The following is a 20,859-nucleotide window of genomic DNA, read 5'->3' on the forward strand; positions in this document are numbered from 1 at the left end:
GTTTTACAGGCCAATCGCCTCTTTCAAACTCTTGAGATAGCGACGGCTGACGGGTACCGTTTGCCCGGCACGCAGCACCAGCTCGGCCTGGCCGTTATCTTCCAGGCGGATCTCCTTCAGGTGCGCCATGTTCACCAGATACTGGCGGTGGCAGCGGATCAGCGGCGTGCGGCTCTCCAGCGTGCGCAGGGTCAGCTCGGTAAACCCTTCGTTCCCTTCCGCGCTGGTGACAAACACCCCGCTCAGGCGGCTGCTGACAAACGCCACATCATCCATCTGCAGAAGATAAATTCGGCTGTGCCCGGTGCAGGGGATAAACTTCAGCGGCTGCTGGTTTTCCGGCAGCAGCGTGACGTCCTGTACGGTTCGCTCCTGGCGTAAACGGGTGAGCGTTTTTTCCAGACGCTTCTCTTCAATCGGCTTGAGTAAATAGTCAAACGCGTGCTCCTCAAAAGCCTTAACGGCATATTCGTCGAACGCCGTCAGAAACACGATATAGGGGCGATGCGCCGGATCGAGCATGCCGACCATCTCCAGCCCGCTGATGCGGGGCATTTGAATGTCGAGGAACAGCACGTCCGGGCGCAGCTTGTGCACCGCGCCGATGGCCTCAATGGCGTTCGCGCACTCCCCCACAATCTCAATATCAGGCTGCTCCTGCAGCAGAACGCGCAGGTTTTCTCGTGCCAGCGGCTCGTCATCCACAATCAGCACTCTTAACATGCGTTTTCCTCCAGCGGCAGTCGTACGGTAATACGGGTAAATCGGTCTGGCTCACAGGCGACGGTAATGCCGCAGTCGTCGCCAAAATGAGCGCGCAGGCGTTTATCCACCAGGCTCATCCCTAAACCGCCCGAGGCGGAAGGCTGATAAAGCCCGGCATTATCTTCAATATCCAGCACCAGATGGTGGTTGAAACGGCTGGCGGCAATGGTTATCTCCCCCGTTCCCAGAAGCTGTGACGTGCCGTGTTTAATGGCGTTTTCGACAATAGGCTGCAGGGTAAAGGCCGGGAGATGCTGATACGCCAGCTCGTCCGGAACGGAGAGCGACACCTGCAGGCGCGACTGGAAACGCGCCTGCTCGATCTGCAGATAGGCATTCACGTGCTCAATCTCATCGGCGAGGGTCACGATCTCAGACGGCCGTTTCAGGTTCTTACGGAAAAAGGTCGACAGAAACTGCACCAGCTGCGCGGCCTGATCGCTGTCGCGGCGGATCACCGCTTTGAGCGTGTTGAGGGCATTAAACAGGAAATGCGGGTTGACCTGAGCATGCAGCAGCTTAATTTCGGACTGCGTCAGCAGGGCTTTCTGCCGCTCATACTGCCCGGCGAGGATTTGCGCGGACAGCAGCTGGGCTATCCCCTCCCCCAGCGTGCGGTTGATGGAGCTGAACAGACGGTTTTTGGCCTCATACAGCTTGATAGTCCCCATCACCCGCTGATTTTCCCCGCGCAGCGGAATCACCAGCGTGGAGCCCAGCTTGCACTGCGGATGCAGCGAACAGCGGTAAGGCACTTCGTTACCGTCGGCATACACCACCTCACCGGTTTCGATGGCGCGCAGCGTATAGGCTGAGGAGATCGGTTTACCCGGCAGATGGTGATCGTCCCCGGTGCCGGTAAAGGCCAGCAGCCGCTCGCGGTCGGTTATGGCCACCGCGCCGATATCCAGCTCCTTGTAGAGCACCTGCGCGACCTTCATGCTGTTCTCTTCGTTAAACCCCTGGCGCAGGATCCCTTCGGTTGAGGCGGCGACCTTCAGCGCCGTGGCGGAAAACGCCGAGGTGTACTTCTCAAACATGGCGCGCTTGTCGAGCAGAATGCGCATAAACAGCGCCGCACCCACGGTGTTGGTGACCATCATCGGAGCGGCAATGCTGCTGACCAGGTGCAGCGCATCTTCAAACGGACGGGCAATTAGCAGAATGATCGCCATCTGCGCCACTTCGGCCACAAAGGTAATGGCACCGGCGGTAAGCGGGCTAAAGACTTTATCCGGGCGGCCGCGTTTGATCATGTAGCTGTGCACCAGGCCGCCGAGCAGCCCTTCCACGATCGTTGAGATCATACAGCTCAGCGCCGTCATTCCGCCCATGGAATAGCGATGCAGCCCCCCGGTTAAGCCGACAAGCCCACCGACGACGGGACCGCCCAGCAGCCCGCCCATCACCGCGCCGATAGCGCGCGTGTTGGCAATAGAGTCTTCGATATGGAGGCCAAAATAGGTCCCCATAATGCAGAAAATAGAGAAGGTAACGTAGCAGAGCAGCTTATGCGGCAGGCGTACGGTAACCTGCATCAGCGGGATAAACAGGCGCGTTTTGCTCATCAGCCAGGCAATGACAAGAAACACGCACATCTGCTGAAGCAACAGCAGCACCAGATTAAACTCGTACATACTCAAAACCGCACACGCTAAAAACGCGTAACATACACTGATGCGGGTTTACTTTCTTTGAAGCATCCCAAAAAAGCGCAAAATCGTGTCCGTTATCACACCTTTTTCTGAATATCGCGCATGCTTCGCATTGTTTGTTCAAAAATCAATCAATCCTTCCTGGTTCGCCAAAGTGGGTCTACAGTTAAGCTGGGAACGCGTAAGCCAGGGGGCGAATATGGCGCTTTACACGATAGGTGAAGTGGCACTCCTTTGTGATATCAATCCCGTTACCCTACGGGCGTGGCAGCGACGGTATGGATTGCTTAAACCGCAGAGGACCGACGGTGGGCATCGCCTTTTCAATGAGGCCGATATCGACCGCATCCGCGAAATTAAAAGCTGGATCGACAACGGAGTGCAGGTCGGCAAAGTGAAGTCCCTGCTGAGCCATGATGACCCGGACACGCAACATCTCTGGCGCGAACAACAGGAAACCCTGCTGCGGCTTCTGCAGGCGGGGAATCTTCAGCGCCTGCGCGCATGGATAAAAGAGCAGGGCCGCGACTATCCGGCACAGACGCTGATCTCCCATCTTTTCATTCCGCTCCGTCGACGTCTGCAATGCCAGCAGTCCACCCTGCAGGCGCTGCTCAGCATACTCGACGGGGTGCTGATCAACTATATTGCCGTCTGCCTTGCCTCAGCGAAGAACAAGGCCGGAAAAGATGCGCTGGTGGTCGGCTGGAACGTGCACGATACCACCCGCCTGTGGCTGGAAGCGTGGATTGCGACCCAGAAGGGCTGGCGCGTGGATGTCCTGGCGCACTCGCTGGCGCAGCTTAAGCCCGAGTTTTTCGACGGTCAGACCCTGCTAGTCTGGTGTGGAGAAGTGCCGTCCGCCACGCAGCAGCAGCTGCTGACGGAATGGCGAGAGAATGGTTACCCGGTTTATTCCCTTGGCCCGGATGAGCCATAACGGCATTTAATGGTTCATTAACAGCTGCGCTTCACCGTATAATTGTTCCGTTAACAACAGGAGCACATGATGAAGGCAACCAAACTGGCCATTATTACCCTTTTTGTCCTGATGGCCGTGAGCGGTATCGGCGGCGTGATGCTGGCAGGATACTCGTTTATTGTTCGCGGCGGTGTCGGCTGAGGTACAGCGCCAGCCGCTCAAAAAGGCGATCGACGACGATTGCCGCCAGCGCGACCAGCACCGCCCCCTGCACAATGTAAGCCGTATTAAACCCGCTCAGGCCGATAATAATCGGCGTTCCCAGCGTATTGGCACCGACCGTTGACGCAATGGTCGCCGTCCCGATGTTAATAATCACCGACGTGCGGATCCCGGCAATAATCACCGGTGCCGCAAGCGGCAGTTCAACCTTGCGCAGCCGCTGGCCGCGACTCATCCCCATCCCTTCTGCCACGCTCAGCACCGACGCCGGTACCGCCGCGAGGCCCGCCAGCGTGCCCTGCAGCACCGGCAATACGCCGTATAAAATCAGCGCAATAATGGCGGGCTGCTGACCAAAGCCCATCACCGGCACCGCTATCGCCAGCACCGCCACCGGGGGAAACGTCTGGCCAATCGCCGCTATCGTCTCCACCAGCGGACGAAATTCTTTGCCCGCAGGCCGCGTGACCGCGATGCCTGCCCCAACTCCCAACACAACCGCGATGGCGCTTGAGAGCGCCACCAGCCAGAGATGCGCCAGGGCGAGATTAATAAAGCTTTCCTGCTGATAAACCGGCCGCGGCAGCCCCGGAAAAAGGGCGTTAAACAGCGCCGCGCTGTGGGGCATCAGAAACAGTAAGGCGACAAAGAGCGCTACCAGCCAGAGGAGCGGATCACGCAGTGCCTTCACGCGTCACCTCCCCGGCCAGCAGATCGCGAAAATGTAAGGTTCCGCACGGCGTACCGCGCGAGTCCGAGACGGGCAATACCTCGCACTGGCGCGCGACAAACGCCGAGAGGGCATCCCGCAGGCTCATCTGCGCCTGTAGAGGTTCGCCGCTCACCGGTACCTCCTCCCGACGCATATAGTCGCTGACCGTCCGCAGGGAGAGCAGCCTCACGCCCAGCTCGCTGCGGCCAAAAAACTCGCGCACAAAGTCGTTCTTCGGCCATGTTAATAGCTCAAGCGGCGAGCCCTGCTGCACCACTTCGCCATGATCCATCAGCACCAGATGGTCGGCCAGGCGCAGAGCTTCATCAATATCGTGCGTCACGAGAACGATCGTGCGTCCGAGAATGCGGTGGATGCGGGTCATCTCCGCCTGCAGCGCCCCGCGCGTGACCGGATCCAGCGCGCCGAAGGGTTCATCCATCAGCAGTACCTGCGGGTTAGCCGCCAGCGCGCGCGCCACGCCCACGCGCTGCTGCTGGCCTCCGGAAAGCTGGTGCGGATAGCGGTCGCGCAGCGCGGGCTCCAGCCCCAGGAGCGACATGAGTTCATCCACCCGGTCAGCGATTTTTGCCCGCGACCATTTCTCCAGCTGCAGCACGGTGGCGATGTTCTGCGCCACCGTCCAGTGCGGAAACAGGCCGATAGACTGAATGGCATAGCCCATACGGCGGCGCAGCTCCAGCACCGGCAGGCTGCGGATCTCTTCCCCGGCAAAGCGGATCAGCCCGCTGTCGTGCTCAACCAGGCGGTTGATCATCTTCAGGGTGGTGGATTTTCCCGAGCCCGAGGTGCCAATCAGCACGGAAAACGCCCCCTCGGCAAAGTTCAGGTTCAGATGGCTCGCCGCCGGGCGACCGGCAAAGGTTTTACTGACATCATGAAATTCAATCATTGGCTCTTCTCCTGAGCAGCGCGAGCCATAAGGCAAACAGCGCGTCGACGACAACCGCCAGCGCAATCGTGGGCACCACGCCCAGTAACACCAGATCGAGGGCACTGCTGAGCAGCCCCTGGAACACCAGCGCGCCAAAGCCGCCCGCGCCAATCAGGGCCGCAATCACCGCCATGCCGACGGTTTGTACCGTCACCACCCGCAGGCTGCGCAGCAGCAGGGGCAGCGCCAGCGGGAGCTGAATTTTCCAGAAACACTGCCGCGCGCTCATCCCCATCGCATGGGCGCTTTCAAGCACATCCGGCGCGACCTGGCCCAGACCCGCGACCACGCCGCGCACCAGCGGCAGCAGCGCATACAGCACCAGCGCGATAAGCGAGGGCGTTAACCCCGTTCCGGCTATGCCGAGCGTTCCCAGCACCGGAAATGACTTCACCAGCCCCGCCAGCGGGGCAATCAGCAGGCCAAACAGCGCGACGGAAGGGATGGTCTGGATCACGTTGAGCACGGCAAAGACCCCACCCTGGCGTGAAGGATGACGATAGCACCACATGCCGAGCGGTATCCCGATCAGCAGAGCCGGGATCAGCGTGCCAAAAAGGATCGTCAGGTGTTGCGCCAGGGCATCATCAAACACCTCCTGACGGTTGGCGTACTCTTTCAGCAGCGAGAGATTGTTCAGCTCACCGCTGAACAGCAGGAACAAGGGAATGCACCATATCTGCGCGTTGAGCACCCAGCGCCAGACGGCGCTGGAGATGAGTCGACGAATGGCGTCGCTGCTGGCCAGCAGACACAGCGCCAGCCACAGCCAGAGGCCGCTGCCCACCGTGGTTCTCGCCAGCGGACTTTCCGCTGACGCCATATGCGTCGCCGCCTGCCCGGCCCCCCAGAACAGGATGATAAACAGCCCTTCAGCGAGGAGCAGCGTCAGCCACTGCGCCGTGCGCCCTTGCCAGAATGAAAGAGCAACCCACGCGGCCAGCGCCGCCGCCAGCCACCACGGCGTGAACGCCCACACTTCCCAGAGATAGCGCCCCTCCCCTGACATCAGGCGGTTAGGGGCGACATTCACAAACGGCAGCGCGACTGCCGCGATGGCCACGCAGGCCAACAGCAGCAGTACGCGGTTATGACATTTTATTGGCACAGCCCTTTCCCGTTACTTCACAAGCCCTTGTTGTTTCAGGAAGTCGGCGGCCACTTTTTTGGCATCCAGCCCCTCGACGGCAATGCTGGCGTTCAGCTGTTGCAGCGTTTTTTCATCCAGTTTTTCGAAGACCGGCTTGAGCCATTCTGCAATATCCGGATAGGCTTTCAGCACCGCCTCGCGCACGACCGGGGTCGGGGCGTAAATCGGCTGTACGCCTTTTGGATCGGTCAGGGTTTGCAGGCCGAGCGCCGCCACCGGGCCGTCGGTGCCGTAGGCCATTGCCGCGTTAACGCCGGAAGTTTGCTGCGCCGCCGCCTTGATGGTTACCGCCGTATCCCCGCCGGCCAGCGAGAGCAGCTGCGCCTGGTCGAGCTTGAAGTCGTAGGCTTTTTCGAACGCCGGGAGCGCGTCAGGACGCTCGATAAACTCCGCCGACGCTGCCAGCTTAAAGTCACCCTTCTCTTTCAGATAGCGGCTGAGATCCGCCAGAGACGTCAGCTTACCTTTCTCCGCCACGTCCTTGCGCACGGCGATAGTCCAGGTGTTGTTGGCCGGGGCAGGCGTCAGCCAGACCAGCTTGTTCTGTTCCGCGTCGAGTTTTTTGACTTTCTCATACCCGGCTTTGGCGTTTTTCCATGCCGGATCGTTTTCATCTTTGAAGAAGAATGCCCCGTTGCCGGTGTATTCCGGATAGATATCCAGCTCGCCGGAGGTGATCGCCCCGCGCACGACGGGCGTGGTGCCCAGCTGAACTTTATTGACGGTTTTCACGCCGTGGCTTTCCAGCACCTGCAAAATAATATTGCCGAGCAGCGCGCCTTCGGTATCGATCTTTGAGCCCACTTTTACCGGCTCCGCCGCCTGTAACGGCAGGCTTAGCGCCGCCAGCAGCACCGCAGATCCCAACATCCCCTTTGCAATCGTCATTCCGCTATCCTCATTTTTTTATCGCCTTTTTCAGAGGCTTGAGAGAAAAGCGTAGCTTAAAACAGCGGATTTACCCGGCAAAATGCCTTTTTAGCATAACGTAAGACGCATCCCCCGGAAGCCGGGGGATGCAAAGAAGGGAAGGTTACAGCAGCTCGAACTCGCCTTTATTCACGCGGGCAGAATCCACCCCGATAAAGACGTTAAACTTGCCCGGTTCCGCATCGTATTTCATCTGCTGGTTCCAGAACTTCAGCGCGTCCACGTCAATCGGGAAGCTGATGGTTTGGGTTTCGCCAGGCTTCAGATTGACCTTCTCGAAGCCGCGCAGCTGCTTAACAGGACGGCTCATCGAGGCGGTGACATCCTGCACGTACATCTGGATCACCGTTGCCCCTTCGCGCTTGCCGGTGTTGGTCACTTCGACGCTGGCGGTAACTTTGCCGTCACGCTTCAGGGTCGGCGCCGACATTTTCACGTCAGAAACCTTGAAGCTGGTGTAGCTCAGACCGTAACCAAACGGATACAGCGGGCCGTTAGCTTCGTCGAAGTAACGGGACGTGTACTTGTTCGGCTTGTCGGCGTTATACGGGCGACCGGTGTTCAGGTGGCTGTAGTAGACCGGGATCTGCCCAACGGAGCGCGGGAAGGACATCGGCAGCTTGGCCGACGGGTTGTAATCACCAAACAGCACGTCGGCGATGGCGTTACCGCCTTCGGTACCAGCGAACCAGGTTTCCAGAATGGCGTCAGCCTGCTGGTCCTCTTTCACCAGCGCCAGCGGACGACCGTTCATCAGCACCAGCACCAGCGGCTTGCCGGTGGCTTTCAGGGCGGCGATCAGATCGCGCTGGCTCTGCGGAATAGTGATGTCGGTACGGCTGGAGGCCTCGTGCGCCATACCCTGCGCTTCGCCCACGACCGCGACAACCACGTCAGACTGTTTCGCGGTATTCACCGCCTCGTCGATCATCTCCTTCGGCGTGCGCGGATCGACCCTCACCGCTTCCTCGTACTGGTTGAGGAAGGTGACGATGTCTTTATCGTTAGTGACGTTCGCCCCTTTGGCGTACATCACTTTCGCTTTATCACCCACGGCACTCTTAATCCCGGTCAGCACGGTCACGGACTGGTCGGCCACGCCTGCGGCAGACCAGCTGCCCATCACGTCGCGCTTGCTGTCGGCCAGCGGGCCCACTACGGCAATGGTGCCGGATTTTTTCAGCGGCAGCGTGTCGAGGCGGTTTTTCAGCAGCACCAGGCTTTCGCGCGCCACGTCACGCGCTTCTTTGCGGTGCAGACGGCTTTCGGCATTGGTATCTGCCGGGTCAGAATCCTTCGGCCCCAGATGGCTGTACGGATCGTTAAACAGCCCCATGTCGTATTTCACGTTCAGCACGTGGCGCGCGGCATCGTCCAGCTCCGCCATCGTGACCTTGCCGCTCTTCACCAGCCCCGGCAGGTATTTGCTGTAGTACTCGTCGCTCATGCTCATGTTGATGCCCGACTTGAGCGCCACGCGCACCGCGTCTTCCGGATCGGAGGCGGTACCGTGCTTAATCAGCTCTTTAATCGCGCCGTGGTCGGAAACGGTGATGCCCTTAAAGCCCCACTGATCGCGCAGGACGTCTTTCAGCAGCCATGAATCGGACGTCGCAGGCGTACCGTTCAGCGAGTTCAGCGCTACCATCACCGCGCCGCTGCCCGCATCCAGCCCTGCCTTGTACGGCGGCATGTAGTCGTTGAACAGGCGCTGCGGGCTCATGTCGACGGTGTTGTACTCTTTCCCGCCTTCAACCGCGCCATAGGCCGCGAAGTGTTTGACGCTGGTCATCACCGAGTAGCGATCCGCCGGGCTTTTGCCCTGCATCGCTTCCACCATGGTTTTCCCCATCGTGGAGGTTAAATAGGTGTCTTCACCAAAGCCTTCCGAGCCGCGGCCCCAGCGCGGATCGCGCGAGACGTCCACCATTGGCGCCCAGGTCATGTTCAGGCCGTCGTCCGCCGCTTCATAAGCCGACACGCGCCCGACGGTTTTCACCGCGTCGAGGTTAAAGGAGGAGGCTAAACCGAGGCTAATCGGGAAGACGGTACGCTGGCCGTGCACCACGTCATAGGCAAAGAACAGCGGAATTTTCAGGCGGCTGAGATCCATCACCTGATCCTGCATCTTGCGGATATCCTCGCGGGTGACGGTATTAAAGATGGCCCCTACCTGCCCGTCTTTGATCATCTCGCGGATGGCCTCTTTCGGGTTATCCGGACCGACGCTGATAAGACGCAGCTGGCCGATTTTCTCATCGACCGTCATTTTTTTGAGCAATTCAGTGACAAACGCGTCCCGTGCTTCAGGCGTGAGCGGGTGATTACCAAACAAATCCTCTGCCAGCGCAGGTTGCAGCGCCAGGCTGACGGCGACACCTACAGAACATAGCCATTTCATGTCGTTTTACTCTCTCATCAATAACCGCCGGACGATCTCGGCCATACCGTGCGAAAAGCGCAGTGTGCCACAAACCCTCGAAACGTTGCAGGGTTATTCTCTGATTTTTCTCGTGAATACTCGACCGCTTAACAGTTAATCGCGCTATGCTTTACAGCGAGAAATTTGCCCCACCACAAGGAGTGGAAGATGTCTTCTGTTCGAACAAACGATAACACGGCTTTTATTAACGAACTGTCGCGCCTGGTTGGCTCCTCTCACCTGCTTACCGACCAGGCCAAAACCGCCCGCTACCGCAAAGGTTTCCGCTCCGGTCAGGGCGAAGCGCTGGCGGTGGTCTTCCCCGGCACGCTGCTGGAGCTGTGGCGCGTGCTGAGCGCCTGCGTCGCCGCCGACAAGATTATTTTAATGCAGGCCGCCAATACCGGCCTGACCGAAGGCTCCACGCCGAACGGCAACGATTACGATCGCGACATCGTGATTATCAGCACCCTGCGCCTCGACAAGCTGCACCTGCTGGATAAAGGCGAGCAGGTGCTCGCGTTCCCCGGCACGACGCTCTACTCCCTGGAAAAAGCGCTTAAGCCGCTGGGCCGTGAGCCGCACTCGGTGATTGGCTCGTCCTGCATTGGCGCCTCGGTGGTTGGAGGGATTTGCAACAACTCCGGCGGCTCGCTGGTGCAGCGCGGCCCGGCCTACACCGAGATGTCGCTGTTTGCCCGTATTGACGAAAACGGCAAGCTGACGCTGGTGAACCATCTGGGAATCGATCTCGGCGCGACGCCGGAACAGATCCTCAGCAAGCTCGACGACGATCGCGTGAAGGACGAAGACGTTCAGCACGACGGTCGTCATGCGCACGATCACGACTACGTGACCCGCGTGCGGGATATCGACGCCGATACGCCGGCGCGCTACAACGCCGACCCGGACCGCCTGTTTGAATCCTCCGGCTGCGCCGGGAAGCTGGCCGTGTTTGCCGTACGTCTGGATACCTTCCCGGCGGAGAAAAAGCAGCAGGTGTTTTACATTGGTACCAATCAGCCTGAGGTTCTGACCGAAATTCGTCGTCATATTCTGGGCGAATTCACCCATCTGCCGGTGGCGGGCGAGTACATGCACCGGGACATTTACGACATCGCCGAGCGTTACGGCAAAGATACGTTCCTGATGATCGACAAGCTCGGCACCGACAAAATGCCGTTCTTCTTCACCATGAAGGGACGCACCGACGCGATGCTGGAGAAAGTGTCGCTGTTCAAACCCCACTTCACCGACCGCTTTATGCAGAAGCTGGGCAACGTTTTCCCGGCGCACTTACCGGAGCGAATGAAAACCTGGCGCGATAAGTACGAGCACCACCTGCTGCTGAAAATGGCCGGGGACGGAATTGCCGAAGCGCAGTCCTGGCTGACCGAATTCTTCAAAACTGCCGAAGGGGATTTCTTTGCCTGTACGCCTGAAGAGGGCAGCAAAGCGTTCCTGCACCGTTTTGCCGCCGCAGGCGCCGCCATCCGTTATCAGGCGGTGCATGCCGAAGAGGTGGAAGATATTCTGGCGCTGGATATCGCCCTGCGACGTAACGACACCGAGTGGTTTGAGCACCTCCCGCCGGAAATCGACAGCAAGCTGGTGCATAAGCTCTATTACGGCCACTTTATGTGTTATGTCTTCCATCAGGATTACATCGTCAAAAAAGGGGTCGATGCGCACGAACTGAAGGAGCAGATGCTCGCCCTGCTGCGTGAACGCGGCGCACAATATCCTGCGGAACATAACGTCGGGCATCTTTATAAAGCCCCTGACGCACTTAAGCAGTTTTATCGCGAGAATGACCCTACAAACAGCATGAATCCCGGCATTGGTAAAACAACGCGGAAGAAATACTGGAAAGAGAGCGCGGACGCGGAGCAGCGCGTAACGCAAGCGTCTGATTAATTCCTATAGCCAAATTTGAGAGATTGTTTAGCGCGCCTTAATCGTAATAGAGTAACCGTCTGACGCCGGAGGAACGTTTCTCCGGCTTTCTATAACGAGGAGCAGGCACATCATGTCGGCTGTTGATGTTTTATCCGAGACCGAACTGGAAGTGCGCGATGCCCTTCCCGATGATGTGCATGCCATCGCCGCCATCTATGCATGGCATGTGCTGCACGGGCGCGCGTCATTTGAAGAAGTCCCCCCTACCATCGACGAAATGCGTCAGCGTATGAAAAGCGTGGCTGAGAGCGGTTTGCCGTGGCTTATCGCGCTGTATCGCGGCATCGTGGTGGGCTACTGCTACGCCACGCCTTACCGCCCGCGACACGCCTACCGCTATACCCTGGAAGAGTCGATTTACGTGGATGCCAGCATCACCGGGCGCGGTTTTGGTTCGGCATTAATGGATGCGCTGATCGCCCGCTGCGAGCAAGGCCCGTGGCGGCAGATGATTGCCGTTGTGGGTGATGGCAACAATAATGCTGGCTCGTTACGGCTGCATAAAAAGCACGGCTTCGTGATTGTCGGTCAGCTGCGCAGCGTGGGATATAAGAAAGGCGACTGGCGGGATACGGTGATTATGCAGCGCTCGCTCAACGATGGGGACTGGACGCTGCCGGAATAAACGCAAAACGGTAACCTGGGTTACCGTTTTTAGTGTTTTTTCCCTCTCCCTGTGGGAGAGGGTCGGGGTGAGGGCATCAGCGCGCACAAACGACTCAGTCGTTCTGCGCCGTCGCCATCTGTTCCGCTTTCTGCTTTTTATACGTCAATGCTGCGGCCGGAACGGGCTGCACTTTCCCGGTTTCAATCCAGGTACGCAGGCGGCTCGCGTCCGCGAAGTGGGTATATTTGCCGAAAGCATCCATCACCACCAGCGCCACCGGCTTACCGTTAAACACGGTGCGCATCACCAGACAGTGTCCTGCCGCGTTGGTAAAGCCGGTTTTCGTTAACTGAATGTTCCAGTTATCGCGGTATACCAGATGGTTAGTGTTGCGGAACGGCAGCGTATAGGCCGGGTTCGCAAAGGTCGCCATCTCTTCACGGGTAGTGCTGAGCTGACCAATCAGCGGATACTGTTTGCTGGCAATCAGCAGTTTCGTCAGATCGCGGGCCGTGGAGACGTTGTTGATCGACAGTCCCGTCGGTTCAACATAATGCGTATTGGTCATCCCCAGCGCTTTGGCTTTCGCGTTCATCGCGCGGATAAACGCGTCGTAGCCGCCCGGATAGTGGTGCGCCAGGCTCGCCGCCGCACGGTTTTCAGACGACATCAGCGCCAGCAGCAGCATATTTTTACGGCTGATTTCACTGTTCAGCCGCACGCGGGAGTAGATCCCCTTCATCTCCGGCGTGTGGCTGATGTCCACTTTCAATTTTTCGTCCAGCGGCAGATGTGCATCAAGCACCACCATCGCGGTCATTAATTTGGTAATCGAGGCGATCGGGCGCACCAGGTCCGGATGGCTGGCGTAGATCACCTTATTGGTGTTGAGATCGACAATCATCGCGCTGCCGGACGCAATTTGCGGCTGAGCAGCAGCGGCGGTCACCGCGGGCGTTTTAGCGACGGCCGGCACGGCAGCGGACGCGCCCAGCAGCAGCGCCAGGCTAAGTAAAGAGACTCGGAATTTCAGCATGGTGAGACTTCTGATAATTATTCACGCACGTCATGACGTACACCGCCTGTATCAACGGATAAACACAGGCTGGCTTCGGCATCATAGCGGTCACCGGGCGTTGTCGCCAGCGGATAATCGTGAACAGATGCTGCATTGCTGGCATTTACGCCAGCAATGCAGTGAACTCAGAAGAGACGGTATCCGTAACCCCAAAGAATAACCGTCAGCGCCAGTAGCGCCTCCAGCACCAGCACCCCGATGGCGAGTGTTGAACTGGAAAAACTCAGGCCTTCTTCTTTATTGATATTCAGGAAGGTTGGAACCCCCAGATACAGCAGATACCCGGTGTAAAAGAGGGCAATGGTACCGATCAGCGCGCACAGCCAGACCAGTGGATAGAGCGCAACAATACCGCTTAAGAACAGCGGGGTCGCGACATATCCGGCAAAGACCATACAGTGCGCCAGCGATGGACGTTGCGGGTAGTTACGCGCCATCCAGTGAATGACGCGCCCCATTACCGCCACACCTGCCAGCATCAGGCCATAAAAAACGATGGCCAGATAGAGTCCGGTAAACCAGGAAAGCTGAACCACGGTGCCGTCACCGAAGTTCCAGCCGATTTGTGTTGTTCCGATAAAAGCGCATATTACCGGCACCGCAGCCATCAGCAGCACGTGGTGCGTGTAATGATGCGAGACCGTTTCGTTCTCACTTTTAATGACATGCATCTCACGATCGGGATGGGAGAAAAGTCCCCAGACATGGTTCATAGCGCCCCCTTGTTGTCGGCCCGTCAGCGATACCTTAAGTATAATGCAGGCTTTAGATTATTTTATGTACAGTGGGAAATTTCCGTTGATTTCCCCGCTGTTGATTCATGGGGTATATGATTAAACGAGGTACGCTGAGGGAGATAACATTTACGTAATGGATATTAACGCACTTATTGAACAATATGGATATGCCGCGCTGGTCGTCGGTAGCGTGGCAGAAGGTGAAACCATCACGCTGTTAGGCGGCGTCGCCGCGCATCAGGGATTGCTGAAATTCCCGCTGGTCGTCGCAGCGGTCGCGCTCGGCGGAATGATTGGCGATCAGCTGCTCTACTTTCTCGGGCTGCGCTTCGGGCCAACGCTGCTTAAGCGTTTCGCAAAGCATCAGAAGAAAATCCGCCGCGCTCAACGGCTCATTCAACGTCATCCCTATCTGTTCGTCATCGGCACGCGCTTTATGTATGGCTTTCGCATTATCGGGCCGATACTGATTGGCGCCAGCCATCTGCCGCCAAAAATTTTCCTGCCGCTCAATGTTCTTGGTGCGATTGCCTGGGCGCTGATCTTTACGACGCTCGGCTACGTCGGGGGCGAAGTGATTGGCCCGTGGCTGCATAATCTCGACCAGCACCTGAAGCACTGGGCGTGGCTGATTCTGGTGGTTGCGGCGGTGATCGGGGTCAGGCTGTGGCTGAAGCACCGGGATAAGACGCGGGATGAGGAGTGAGTGCGGTCTCCTCCCCTCACCCCGGCCCTCTCCCAAAGGGAGAGGGTGTTTTTAGTTCCCTCTCCCTTTGGGAGAGGGTTAGGGTGAGGGAAAACTACCCCTCCGGCTTAAACTGCGGGTTCGCCAGCATAAAGCCCCCGTCGACAATAAACGATTGCCCCGTCGTGTAGCTGGCGTCGCTGTCGCACAGCCATGCCACCAGGCTGGCAATCTCTTTGGTGTGGCCCGGTCTTGCCAGCGGGATTTCCGGCATTGAGCCTTCCTTCACTTCGCTGTCGTCCATGTCGTTCATCGGTGTGGCAATGGCGCCCGGCGCGACGGCGTTCACCAGAATGTTGTGCTTAACCAGTTCCATCGCCATGGATTTGGTTAACCCGCCGAGCGCGTGTTTTGCCGCCGTGTAGGCGCTGGCCTCCGGCAACGGCGTGTGCTCGTGTACTGAGGTGATATTCACAATCCGCCCCCCTTCCCCCTGCTTCACCATCTGCCGGGCGGCAATCTGCGAACAGAGAAACGCGCCGTCCACGTCGACGGTGAAAATGTTCCGCCAGTCGTCAAACGGCATCTCAAGGAACGGCGCTTTGGTCATCGCTCCGGCATTGTTAACCAGCACGTCCAGCCGACCAAAACGCGCAATCAGCGTTTCAATAGCCTTTGCGCCTTCCGGCAGCGTGCTTAAATCAAGATGGATAGCCTCTGCGCGCTGCCCCTGCGCTTCAACTTCGCGGCAGGTTTCCAGCGCCCCTTTTTCATCCGAGTGCCAGGTGACGCCAATATCAAACCCGCGCTCTGCGAGCATCAGCGCCGTGGTTTTACCAATCCCGGAATCCGATGCGGTCACTATCGCTACTCTGGTCATACTCACCTCCTGAAAAACTGCAAAGAGGTAAGTATAGATAATGACCATTTTTAGCCATGATGATAGCCGCCGCCCAGCGCCGACGTCAGCTGCAGCGTGGCGTCGACATACTGGCCTTTCAGCAACAATCCGGCGAGGTCTTCCCTGAGGGCCGGGATCCTGGCTTCACTGACCCGCGAGCCCGCAACAATCCCCGCGCTGAAGCGCGCCTGCGCCAGCGCCACAACCCGCGCCGCATCTTTTTCGACCTGCTGCTGATGGCGGTTCTTCGCCGTCAGCGTTTCGACTTCGCTGGCCGTGCGCGCCACCTGATTGACCGCTTCGACCACCGCTTTGTTGTAGTTCGCGACCGAGAGATTGTTCTGCGCCTGGGCGATATCCAGGCTGGCGTTCAGCCTGCCGCTGTCGAAGATCGGCAGCGTCAGCCCGGCGGTCACGCCCATCTGCTGCGCTGAAGCGCGAAACAGATCGCTCAGATGGAGGGCATCCTGCTGTAAGAACGCCATCAGGTTCACGTCAGGATAGAAAGCCGCTCTGGCGGCCTCCACCTCGCTCATGGAGGCTTCGATATACCAGTGCGCCTCCTGAAGATCGGGACGGCGTGCCAGCAGTTCATAACCGAGCGTCGGCGGTAGCGCGGCGTCAACCGTCGGCAGCGCATGCCGCGTAAGCGTTACGGAGGAAGAATTCGTCAGCGCGACCAGACGCGCCTCAACGGCTTTCATCTTCCCGTTGACTTCTGCCAGCTGTTCTTCGGTTTTGTTGGCGTCGATATCGGTTTCCACCCCTTCAACGGAGGAGGTGATCCCGTGCTGATACAGTTCGCGATCGGCGCCGATTATGTTGTCCTGCTCATGTTTGATCTGCGCGAGAACCTCCCCTGCGGCGGCCTGAGTTTGCCACTCCCAGTAAAGCCGCGCCACGCTGCTGGCCAGCAGCTGGCGGGTCTGCTCCAGCTCCGCTTTTTGCGCATTCACTTTGCCAATCCGGGCCTCGACCCGGGCGCGATTTTTTCCCCACAGATCGAGCTCCCAGCCAGCAGTCAGGCCAAAGGTGCCGTTGGTGTACCACGGCCCGGTGGTGCCTGCAGCCGGGTCGGTAAGGGCGAAAGGCCCCATCAGCCCTTCGGCGGACATTTTCTGGCGTTCCGCATCGGCGGAAAAATCAATCTGCGGACCGTCAGCGGCCATTGCGGCTTTGGCCTGGGCTTCGGCAAGCGTAATGCGCTGACGGGCAATCTGCATATCCGGCGCATCGCTCAACGCTTTCGCAATCAGCCCGTTAAGCTGGGGATCGTTATACGCTTTCCACCACTCATTCTTCGGCCAGTCCTGATGATTAAGAATTGTATTCACCGATGCCGCAGCGGTTTGCGTTTTAACGGGAGACACCGTGGCATGTTCAGGCGCACAGGCTGCCAGAATAAAAGCGAAGGGTGCACTCAGAGATAAAATAAGAGAACGTTTCATGACGCCATACACTCAAAAAATAAAGGCGCACGTTACGCTCGATATCGTTCATTTTTTTAGTAACGCGTGGCAATCCGCAAATTGTCATACATTTTAATACCCGGAAATTTATTCCCAAAGAGAATGATTAAATTCAATGCATTCACGCCAAATATAAATACGCTGCTACACTTATTCAGGACATACATGAGCGGGAGAAAGGAATGAAAATATTACTGTGGGTTATTTTAATTATATTTCTGATAGGGCTCTTAGTGGTTACCGGCGTATTCAAGATGATTTTCTAATCTATTTGCCCGGCTCAGAGCCGGGCAACGTCATTAATATCAGGCTTTCAGCGAAGCCCCTTTCGTGGCAATCACCTCTTTATACCAGTAGAAACTTTTCTTACGGCTGCGCGCCAGCGTGCCGTTACCGCTGTCATCGCGATCGACGTAAATAAAGCCGTAGCGCTTGGAGAGTTCAGCTTTAGACGCGCTCACCAGGTCGATTGGCCCCCAGCTGGTATACCCCATCACCTCAACGCCGTCATCAATCGCTTCACGCACCTGCACCAGGTGGTCGTTAAGGTAGCTGATGCGATAGTCATCCTGCACCACGCCGTCCGCATCCGGTTTATCCTTCGCCCCCAGGCCATTTTCCACGATAAACAACGGCTTCTGATAGCGATCCCAGAGCACGTTTAGCAGGGTACGCAGGCCGATGGGGTCAATCTGCCAGCCCCATTCGGAACTTGCCAGATGCGGGTTTGGCACCATGCTCAGGATATTGCCGCGCGCCTGCTGGTTGAGGGCCTCATCCGCGGTGACGCAGCCCGTCATGTAGTAGCTGAAGGAGATAAAATCGACGGTCGATTTCAGCGCCTCGCGGTCGGCATCCGTTACCTCAAGCTGAATCCCGCTGTCGCGGAAGAAGCGCTGCATATAGCCCGGATAGGCGCCACGGCACTGCACGTCGCCAAAGAATTGCCACGCGCGGTTTTCCTGCAGCGTCTCCAGAACATCTTCCGGCTTGCAGGTCAGCGGATACATCAGGCCGCCCAGCAGCATGTTGCCGATTCTGGCATCCGGGATAATCTCGTGGCAGGCCTTCACGGCCAGCGCGCTGGCCACCAGCTGGTGGTGGATCGCCTGGTACACCTCACCTTTGCTGCTGGTTTCCGGCAGGCCCACGCCGGTCATCGGCGCGTGCAGAGACATATTGATCTCGTTGAAGGTCAGCCAGAGCTTCACCTTCTCCTTGTAGCGCGCAAACACGGTACGGGCGTAGCGCTCGAAGAACCCAATGGTCTGGCGGCTGCCCCACCCGCCGTACTGCTTCACCAGCCCCCACGGCATTTCGTAATGCGAGAGCGTCACCAGCGGGGTAATGCTGTGCGCGGCCAGCTCGTCAAACAGCCGGTCGTAAAACGCCAGCCCCGCCTCGTTAGGCTGCTGCTCGTCGCCGTTCGGAAAAATGCGGGTCCAGGCAATGGAGACGCGCAGGCAGCTAAAGCCCATCTCAGCGAACAGTTTGATGTCTTCCGGGTAGCGGTGATAGAAGTCGATGGCGACGTCCTTGATGCCGCTGTCGCCCGCCACGCGCTCAACCACCGGGCCGAAGACACCCTGCGGCTGAACGTCTGAGGTGGACAGCCCTTTTCCCTCCTCCAGATACGCGCCTTCTACCTGATTCGCGGCAACCGCGCCGCCCCATAAAAAATCGTCCGGGAAAGTTTTCATCACGTTCTCCTGTTATTGATGGCTTACGCTGAGTAACGGCGCACCGGCACTGACGGACGTTGCCGCCACGGTCACCACATCGCGATACTCATCGCTGTTACTGATAATGATCGGGGTCGCCAGGTCGTATCCGGCATCGATAATCGCCTGTCGGTCAAACTCCAGCAGCAGATCGCCGGGCTGTACCCTGTCGCCCACCTTCACGTGGGCGGTAAACGGCCTGCCGTCGAGCTTCACGGTATCGATCCCCACGTGAATCAACACTTCAATTCCGCTGTTGCTGAGCAGGCCGATGGCGTGTTTGGTCTGAAACAGCGAGGCCACCACGCCGGCAAACGGGGCCACCACTTTGTTATCCGAGGGAATAATCGCGGCACCGCTGCCCAGCAGGCCGCTGGCAAACGTGGTATCCGGCACCTGGTCGAGCGCCAGAACGGTCCCGGTCATCGGGGATAAAACATCGTTTTCCCTTGCCATAACCGCAGCTTCCGCCTCTGCGCGTCCCGGCATACCTGCCACCAGCGTCAGGCCACAGCTCAGCACCAGCGCTACCGCGGTGCCGATCACGCCGCCCCACAGCGTGGCGTTTACCCCACCCGGCGGAATCATCTGGGCGATGGTAAAGATATTGGCGAAGCCGAAGGAGTAAACGTGGGTATCGCTGAAGCCGACAATCGCCCCGCCGATAGCCCCCGCCACGCAGCCAAAGATAAACGGGCGGCGCAGCGGCAGGTTTACGCCATAGACGGCCGGTTCGGTAATACCAAATATCCCGGCCGTGACCGATGAACCCGCCAGCATCTTCTGACGGGCGTCGCGGGTACGCAGGAAGATCCCCAGCGCCGCCCCCACCTGGCCAAACACCGCGGGCAATAGCATTGGCAGCATGGAGTCATGCCCCAGCACCGCCAGGTTGTTAATCATCAGCGGCACCAGCCCCCAGTGCAGGCCAAAAATAACGCAGACCTGCCACAGCGCGCCCATCGCCGCGCCCGCCAGCCACGGTGCCAGAACGTAAATGCTCTGATAGCCGTTCGCCAGCATCTGGCTCAGCCAGGTCGCCAGCGGCCCGATAACGAGGAAAGTCAGCGGCACGGTCACGCCCAGACAGATCAGCGGCGCGAAGAAGTTTTTCATCGAGGATGGCAGCAGCCTGGTGCTCTGCTTTTCCAGCCAGCAGCTGACCCACGCGGCGAGAATAATCGGGATCACCGACGAGCTGTAGTTAAACCAGGTGACGGGAATGCCCAAAAAAGCGTCCGATACCGCGCCCGGCTGCTGGCTGGCGTTAAACGCTGCAATCATCATCGGATGGGTGAGCGCCCCGCCGATGACCATGGTAATAAACGGGTTGCCGCCGAATTTTTTCCCGGCGGTGTAGCCCAGCACCAGCGGGAAGAAGAAGAACAGCGCGTCGCTGGCGGCGAACCAGATTTTATAGGTGCCGCTCTCGGTGCTGAGCCAGCCGCACACCACCGCCAGCGCCAGCAGCCCTTTCAGAATACCGGACGCGGCCAGAATGCCGATAAACGGGGTAAAGATCCCGGAGACAATGTCAATCAGGCGGCCCAGCAGATTCCCTTTTTCGCCCCTCTCTTCCACGACGGGCGCGTCATCGGTAAGGCCTGCCTCATGGCGCACCGCCTGCCAGACGTCGTGGACGTGGTTGCCAATCACTACCTGAAACTGGCCGCCGCTTTCGACCACCATGATGACGCCCGGGTTTTTCTTCAGCCCTTCCGCATCCGCCCGTTGATTCTCTTTCAGTTTGAAGCGAAGCCGGGTCGCGCAGTGTACAAGACTGACGATGTTCTCTTTTCCGCCAACGTGGCCGAGAATATCCTTCGCTAAAGCCTGGTATTCCATCTCGATTTCCTTACATCCGATGCCTGCAGGCACCTGTTGACTGAGTACAAAAAATAAAAAAACCCGAGAACGACCTTCTGACGAAGGCCGCGCTCAGGTTTTGCCTGCGTGATGCAGTAACAAT

At 58.3% G+C, this 20,859-nt stretch carries 17 protein-coding genes and 1 pseudogene; 5 read left to right on the plus strand and 13 right to left on the minus strand.

Annotation, left to right across the window (positions count from 1 at the left end; genetic code table 11):
* Positions 1-3 precede the first annotated feature (3 nt).
* Positions 4-723, minus strand: a complete 720-nt coding sequence (gene btsR / locus NWV12_RS14760) for a two-component system response regulator BtsR (protein ID WP_023312443.1) — start codon at positions 721-723, stop codon at positions 4-6.
* Positions 717-2,402 carry a sensor histidine kinase gene (locus tag NWV12_RS14765; protein WP_023312444.1) on the minus strand — a complete coding sequence of 562 codons (1,686 nt, stop codon included), beginning with the start codon at positions 2,400-2,402 and terminating at the stop codon, positions 717-719. Before NWV12_RS14765 ends, btsR begins: the two co-directional genes overlap by 7 nt.
* A gap of 217 nt (positions 2,403-2,619) precedes the next feature.
* On the opposite strand from NWV12_RS14765, the gene mlrA reads away from it, so the two are divergent.
* Positions 2,620-3,360 carry an HTH-type transcriptional regulator MlrA gene (mlrA, locus tag NWV12_RS14770; RefSeq protein WP_029740179.1) on the plus strand — a complete coding sequence of 247 codons (741 nt, stop codon included), beginning with the start codon at positions 2,620-2,622 and terminating at the stop codon, positions 3,358-3,360.
* A 69-nt stretch (positions 3,361-3,429) separates the two neighbouring features.
* A complete protein-coding gene (locus NWV12_RS14775; RefSeq protein ID WP_008500895.1) occupies positions 3,430-3,543 on the plus strand; it encodes a protein YohO in 114 nt (37 codons plus the stop codon).
* Here NWV12_RS14775 and NWV12_RS14780 read toward each other — a convergent pair.
* From NWV12_RS14780 to bglX, 5 genes are all read right to left on the minus strand, one after another.
* Complete coding sequence (locus NWV12_RS14780; protein ID WP_033146011.1) at positions 3,518-4,255, minus strand: ABC transporter permease; 738 nt, start codon at positions 4,253-4,255, stop codon at positions 3,518-3,520. The genes NWV12_RS14775 and NWV12_RS14780 overlap by 26 nt on opposite strands.
* Positions 4,239-5,189, minus strand: coding sequence for an ABC transporter ATP-binding protein (locus NWV12_RS14785; protein ID WP_039263145.1), 951 nt, complete (start codon positions 5,187-5,189; stop codon positions 4,239-4,241). The genes NWV12_RS14780 and NWV12_RS14785 overlap by 17 nt, the downstream gene beginning before the upstream one ends.
* Positions 5,182-6,339 (minus strand): ABC transporter permease, encoded by a 1,158-nt coding sequence (locus tag NWV12_RS14790; protein WP_048979979.1) that lies wholly within the window; start codon positions 6,337-6,339, stop codon positions 5,182-5,184. The genes NWV12_RS14785 and NWV12_RS14790 overlap by 8 nt, the downstream gene beginning before the upstream one ends.
* A gap of 12 nt (positions 6,340-6,351) precedes the next feature.
* A complete protein-coding gene (locus NWV12_RS14795) occupies positions 6,352-7,269 on the minus strand; it encodes an ABC transporter substrate-binding protein (protein ID WP_032658918.1) in 918 nt (305 codons plus the stop codon).
* Positions 7,270-7,414: 145 nt separating this feature from the next.
* Positions 7,415-9,712, minus strand: coding sequence for a beta-glucosidase BglX (gene bglX, locus NWV12_RS14800; protein WP_048979980.1), 2,298 nt, complete (start codon positions 9,710-9,712; stop codon positions 7,415-7,417).
* A 189-nt stretch (positions 9,713-9,901) separates the two neighbouring features.
* On the opposite strand from bglX, the gene dld reads away from it, so the two are divergent.
* Together dld and NWV12_RS14810 are read left to right on the plus strand one after the other, a co-directional pair.
* Positions 9,902-11,650, plus strand: a complete 1,749-nt coding sequence (gene dld, locus NWV12_RS14805; RefSeq protein ID WP_101744605.1) for a D-lactate dehydrogenase — start codon at positions 9,902-9,904, stop codon at positions 11,648-11,650.
* A 112-nt stretch (positions 11,651-11,762) separates the two neighbouring features.
* Complete coding sequence (locus NWV12_RS14810) at positions 11,763-12,317, plus strand: GNAT family N-acetyltransferase (protein ID WP_048979983.1); 555 nt, start codon at positions 11,763-11,765, stop codon at positions 12,315-12,317.
* Positions 12,318-12,411: 94 nt separating this feature from the next.
* Here the strand turns inward: NWV12_RS14810 and pbpG are convergent, their stop codons facing one another.
* Entirely contained in the window at positions 12,412-13,335 is a 924-nt protein-coding gene (gene pbpG, locus NWV12_RS14815; RefSeq protein WP_023312453.1) for a D-alanyl-D-alanine endopeptidase, read from the minus strand.
* A 167-nt stretch (positions 13,336-13,502) separates the two neighbouring features.
* Positions 13,503-14,090: a Yip1 family protein gene (locus NWV12_RS14820; RefSeq protein ID WP_023312454.1), complete on the minus strand. Its 588-nt coding sequence runs from the start codon at positions 14,088-14,090 to the stop codon at positions 13,503-13,505.
* Positions 14,091-14,247: 157 nt separating this feature from the next.
* Here NWV12_RS14820 and NWV12_RS14825 point away from each other — a divergent pair, with 157 nt between their 5' ends.
* On the plus strand, positions 14,248-14,820 hold the full coding sequence (locus tag NWV12_RS14825) for a DedA family protein (protein WP_039263154.1): 573 nt from the start codon (positions 14,248-14,250) through the stop codon (positions 14,818-14,820).
* Between the two features lie 94 nt (positions 14,821-14,914).
* Here NWV12_RS14825 and NWV12_RS14830 read toward each other — a convergent pair whose 3' ends face one another.
* The 4 genes and pseudogenes from NWV12_RS14830 to bglF all read right to left on the minus strand — a co-directional run bounded on the left by NWV12_RS14830 (position 14,915) and on the right by bglF (position 20,848).
* Complete coding sequence (locus NWV12_RS14830) at positions 14,915-15,679, minus strand: SDR family oxidoreductase (protein WP_075204760.1); 765 nt, start codon at positions 15,677-15,679, stop codon at positions 14,915-14,917.
* A gap of 50 nt (positions 15,680-15,729) precedes the next feature.
* Positions 15,730-17,148: a multidrug resistance outer membrane protein MdtQ gene (gene mdtQ / locus NWV12_RS14835; protein WP_048979984.1), complete on the minus strand. Its 1,419-nt coding sequence runs from the start codon at positions 17,146-17,148 to the stop codon at positions 15,730-15,732.
* Between the two features lie 326 nt (positions 17,149-17,474).
* Entirely contained in the window at positions 17,475-18,869 is a 1,395-nt protein-coding gene (locus NWV12_RS14840; protein WP_048979985.1) for a glycoside hydrolase family 1 protein, read from the minus strand.
* 12 nt (positions 18,870-18,881) lie between these two features.
* A pseudogene (gene bglF / locus NWV12_RS14845) lies at positions 18,882-20,848 on the minus strand (PTS beta-glucoside transporter subunit IIABC).
* Between the last annotated feature and the right edge of the window lie 11 nt (positions 20,849-20,859).

This window comes from Enterobacter sp. Crenshaw (assembly GCF_024734705.1).
In the GTDB taxonomy this organism is placed as follows: domain Bacteria; phylum Pseudomonadota; class Gammaproteobacteria; order Enterobacterales; family Enterobacteriaceae; genus Enterobacter; species Enterobacter asburiae_B.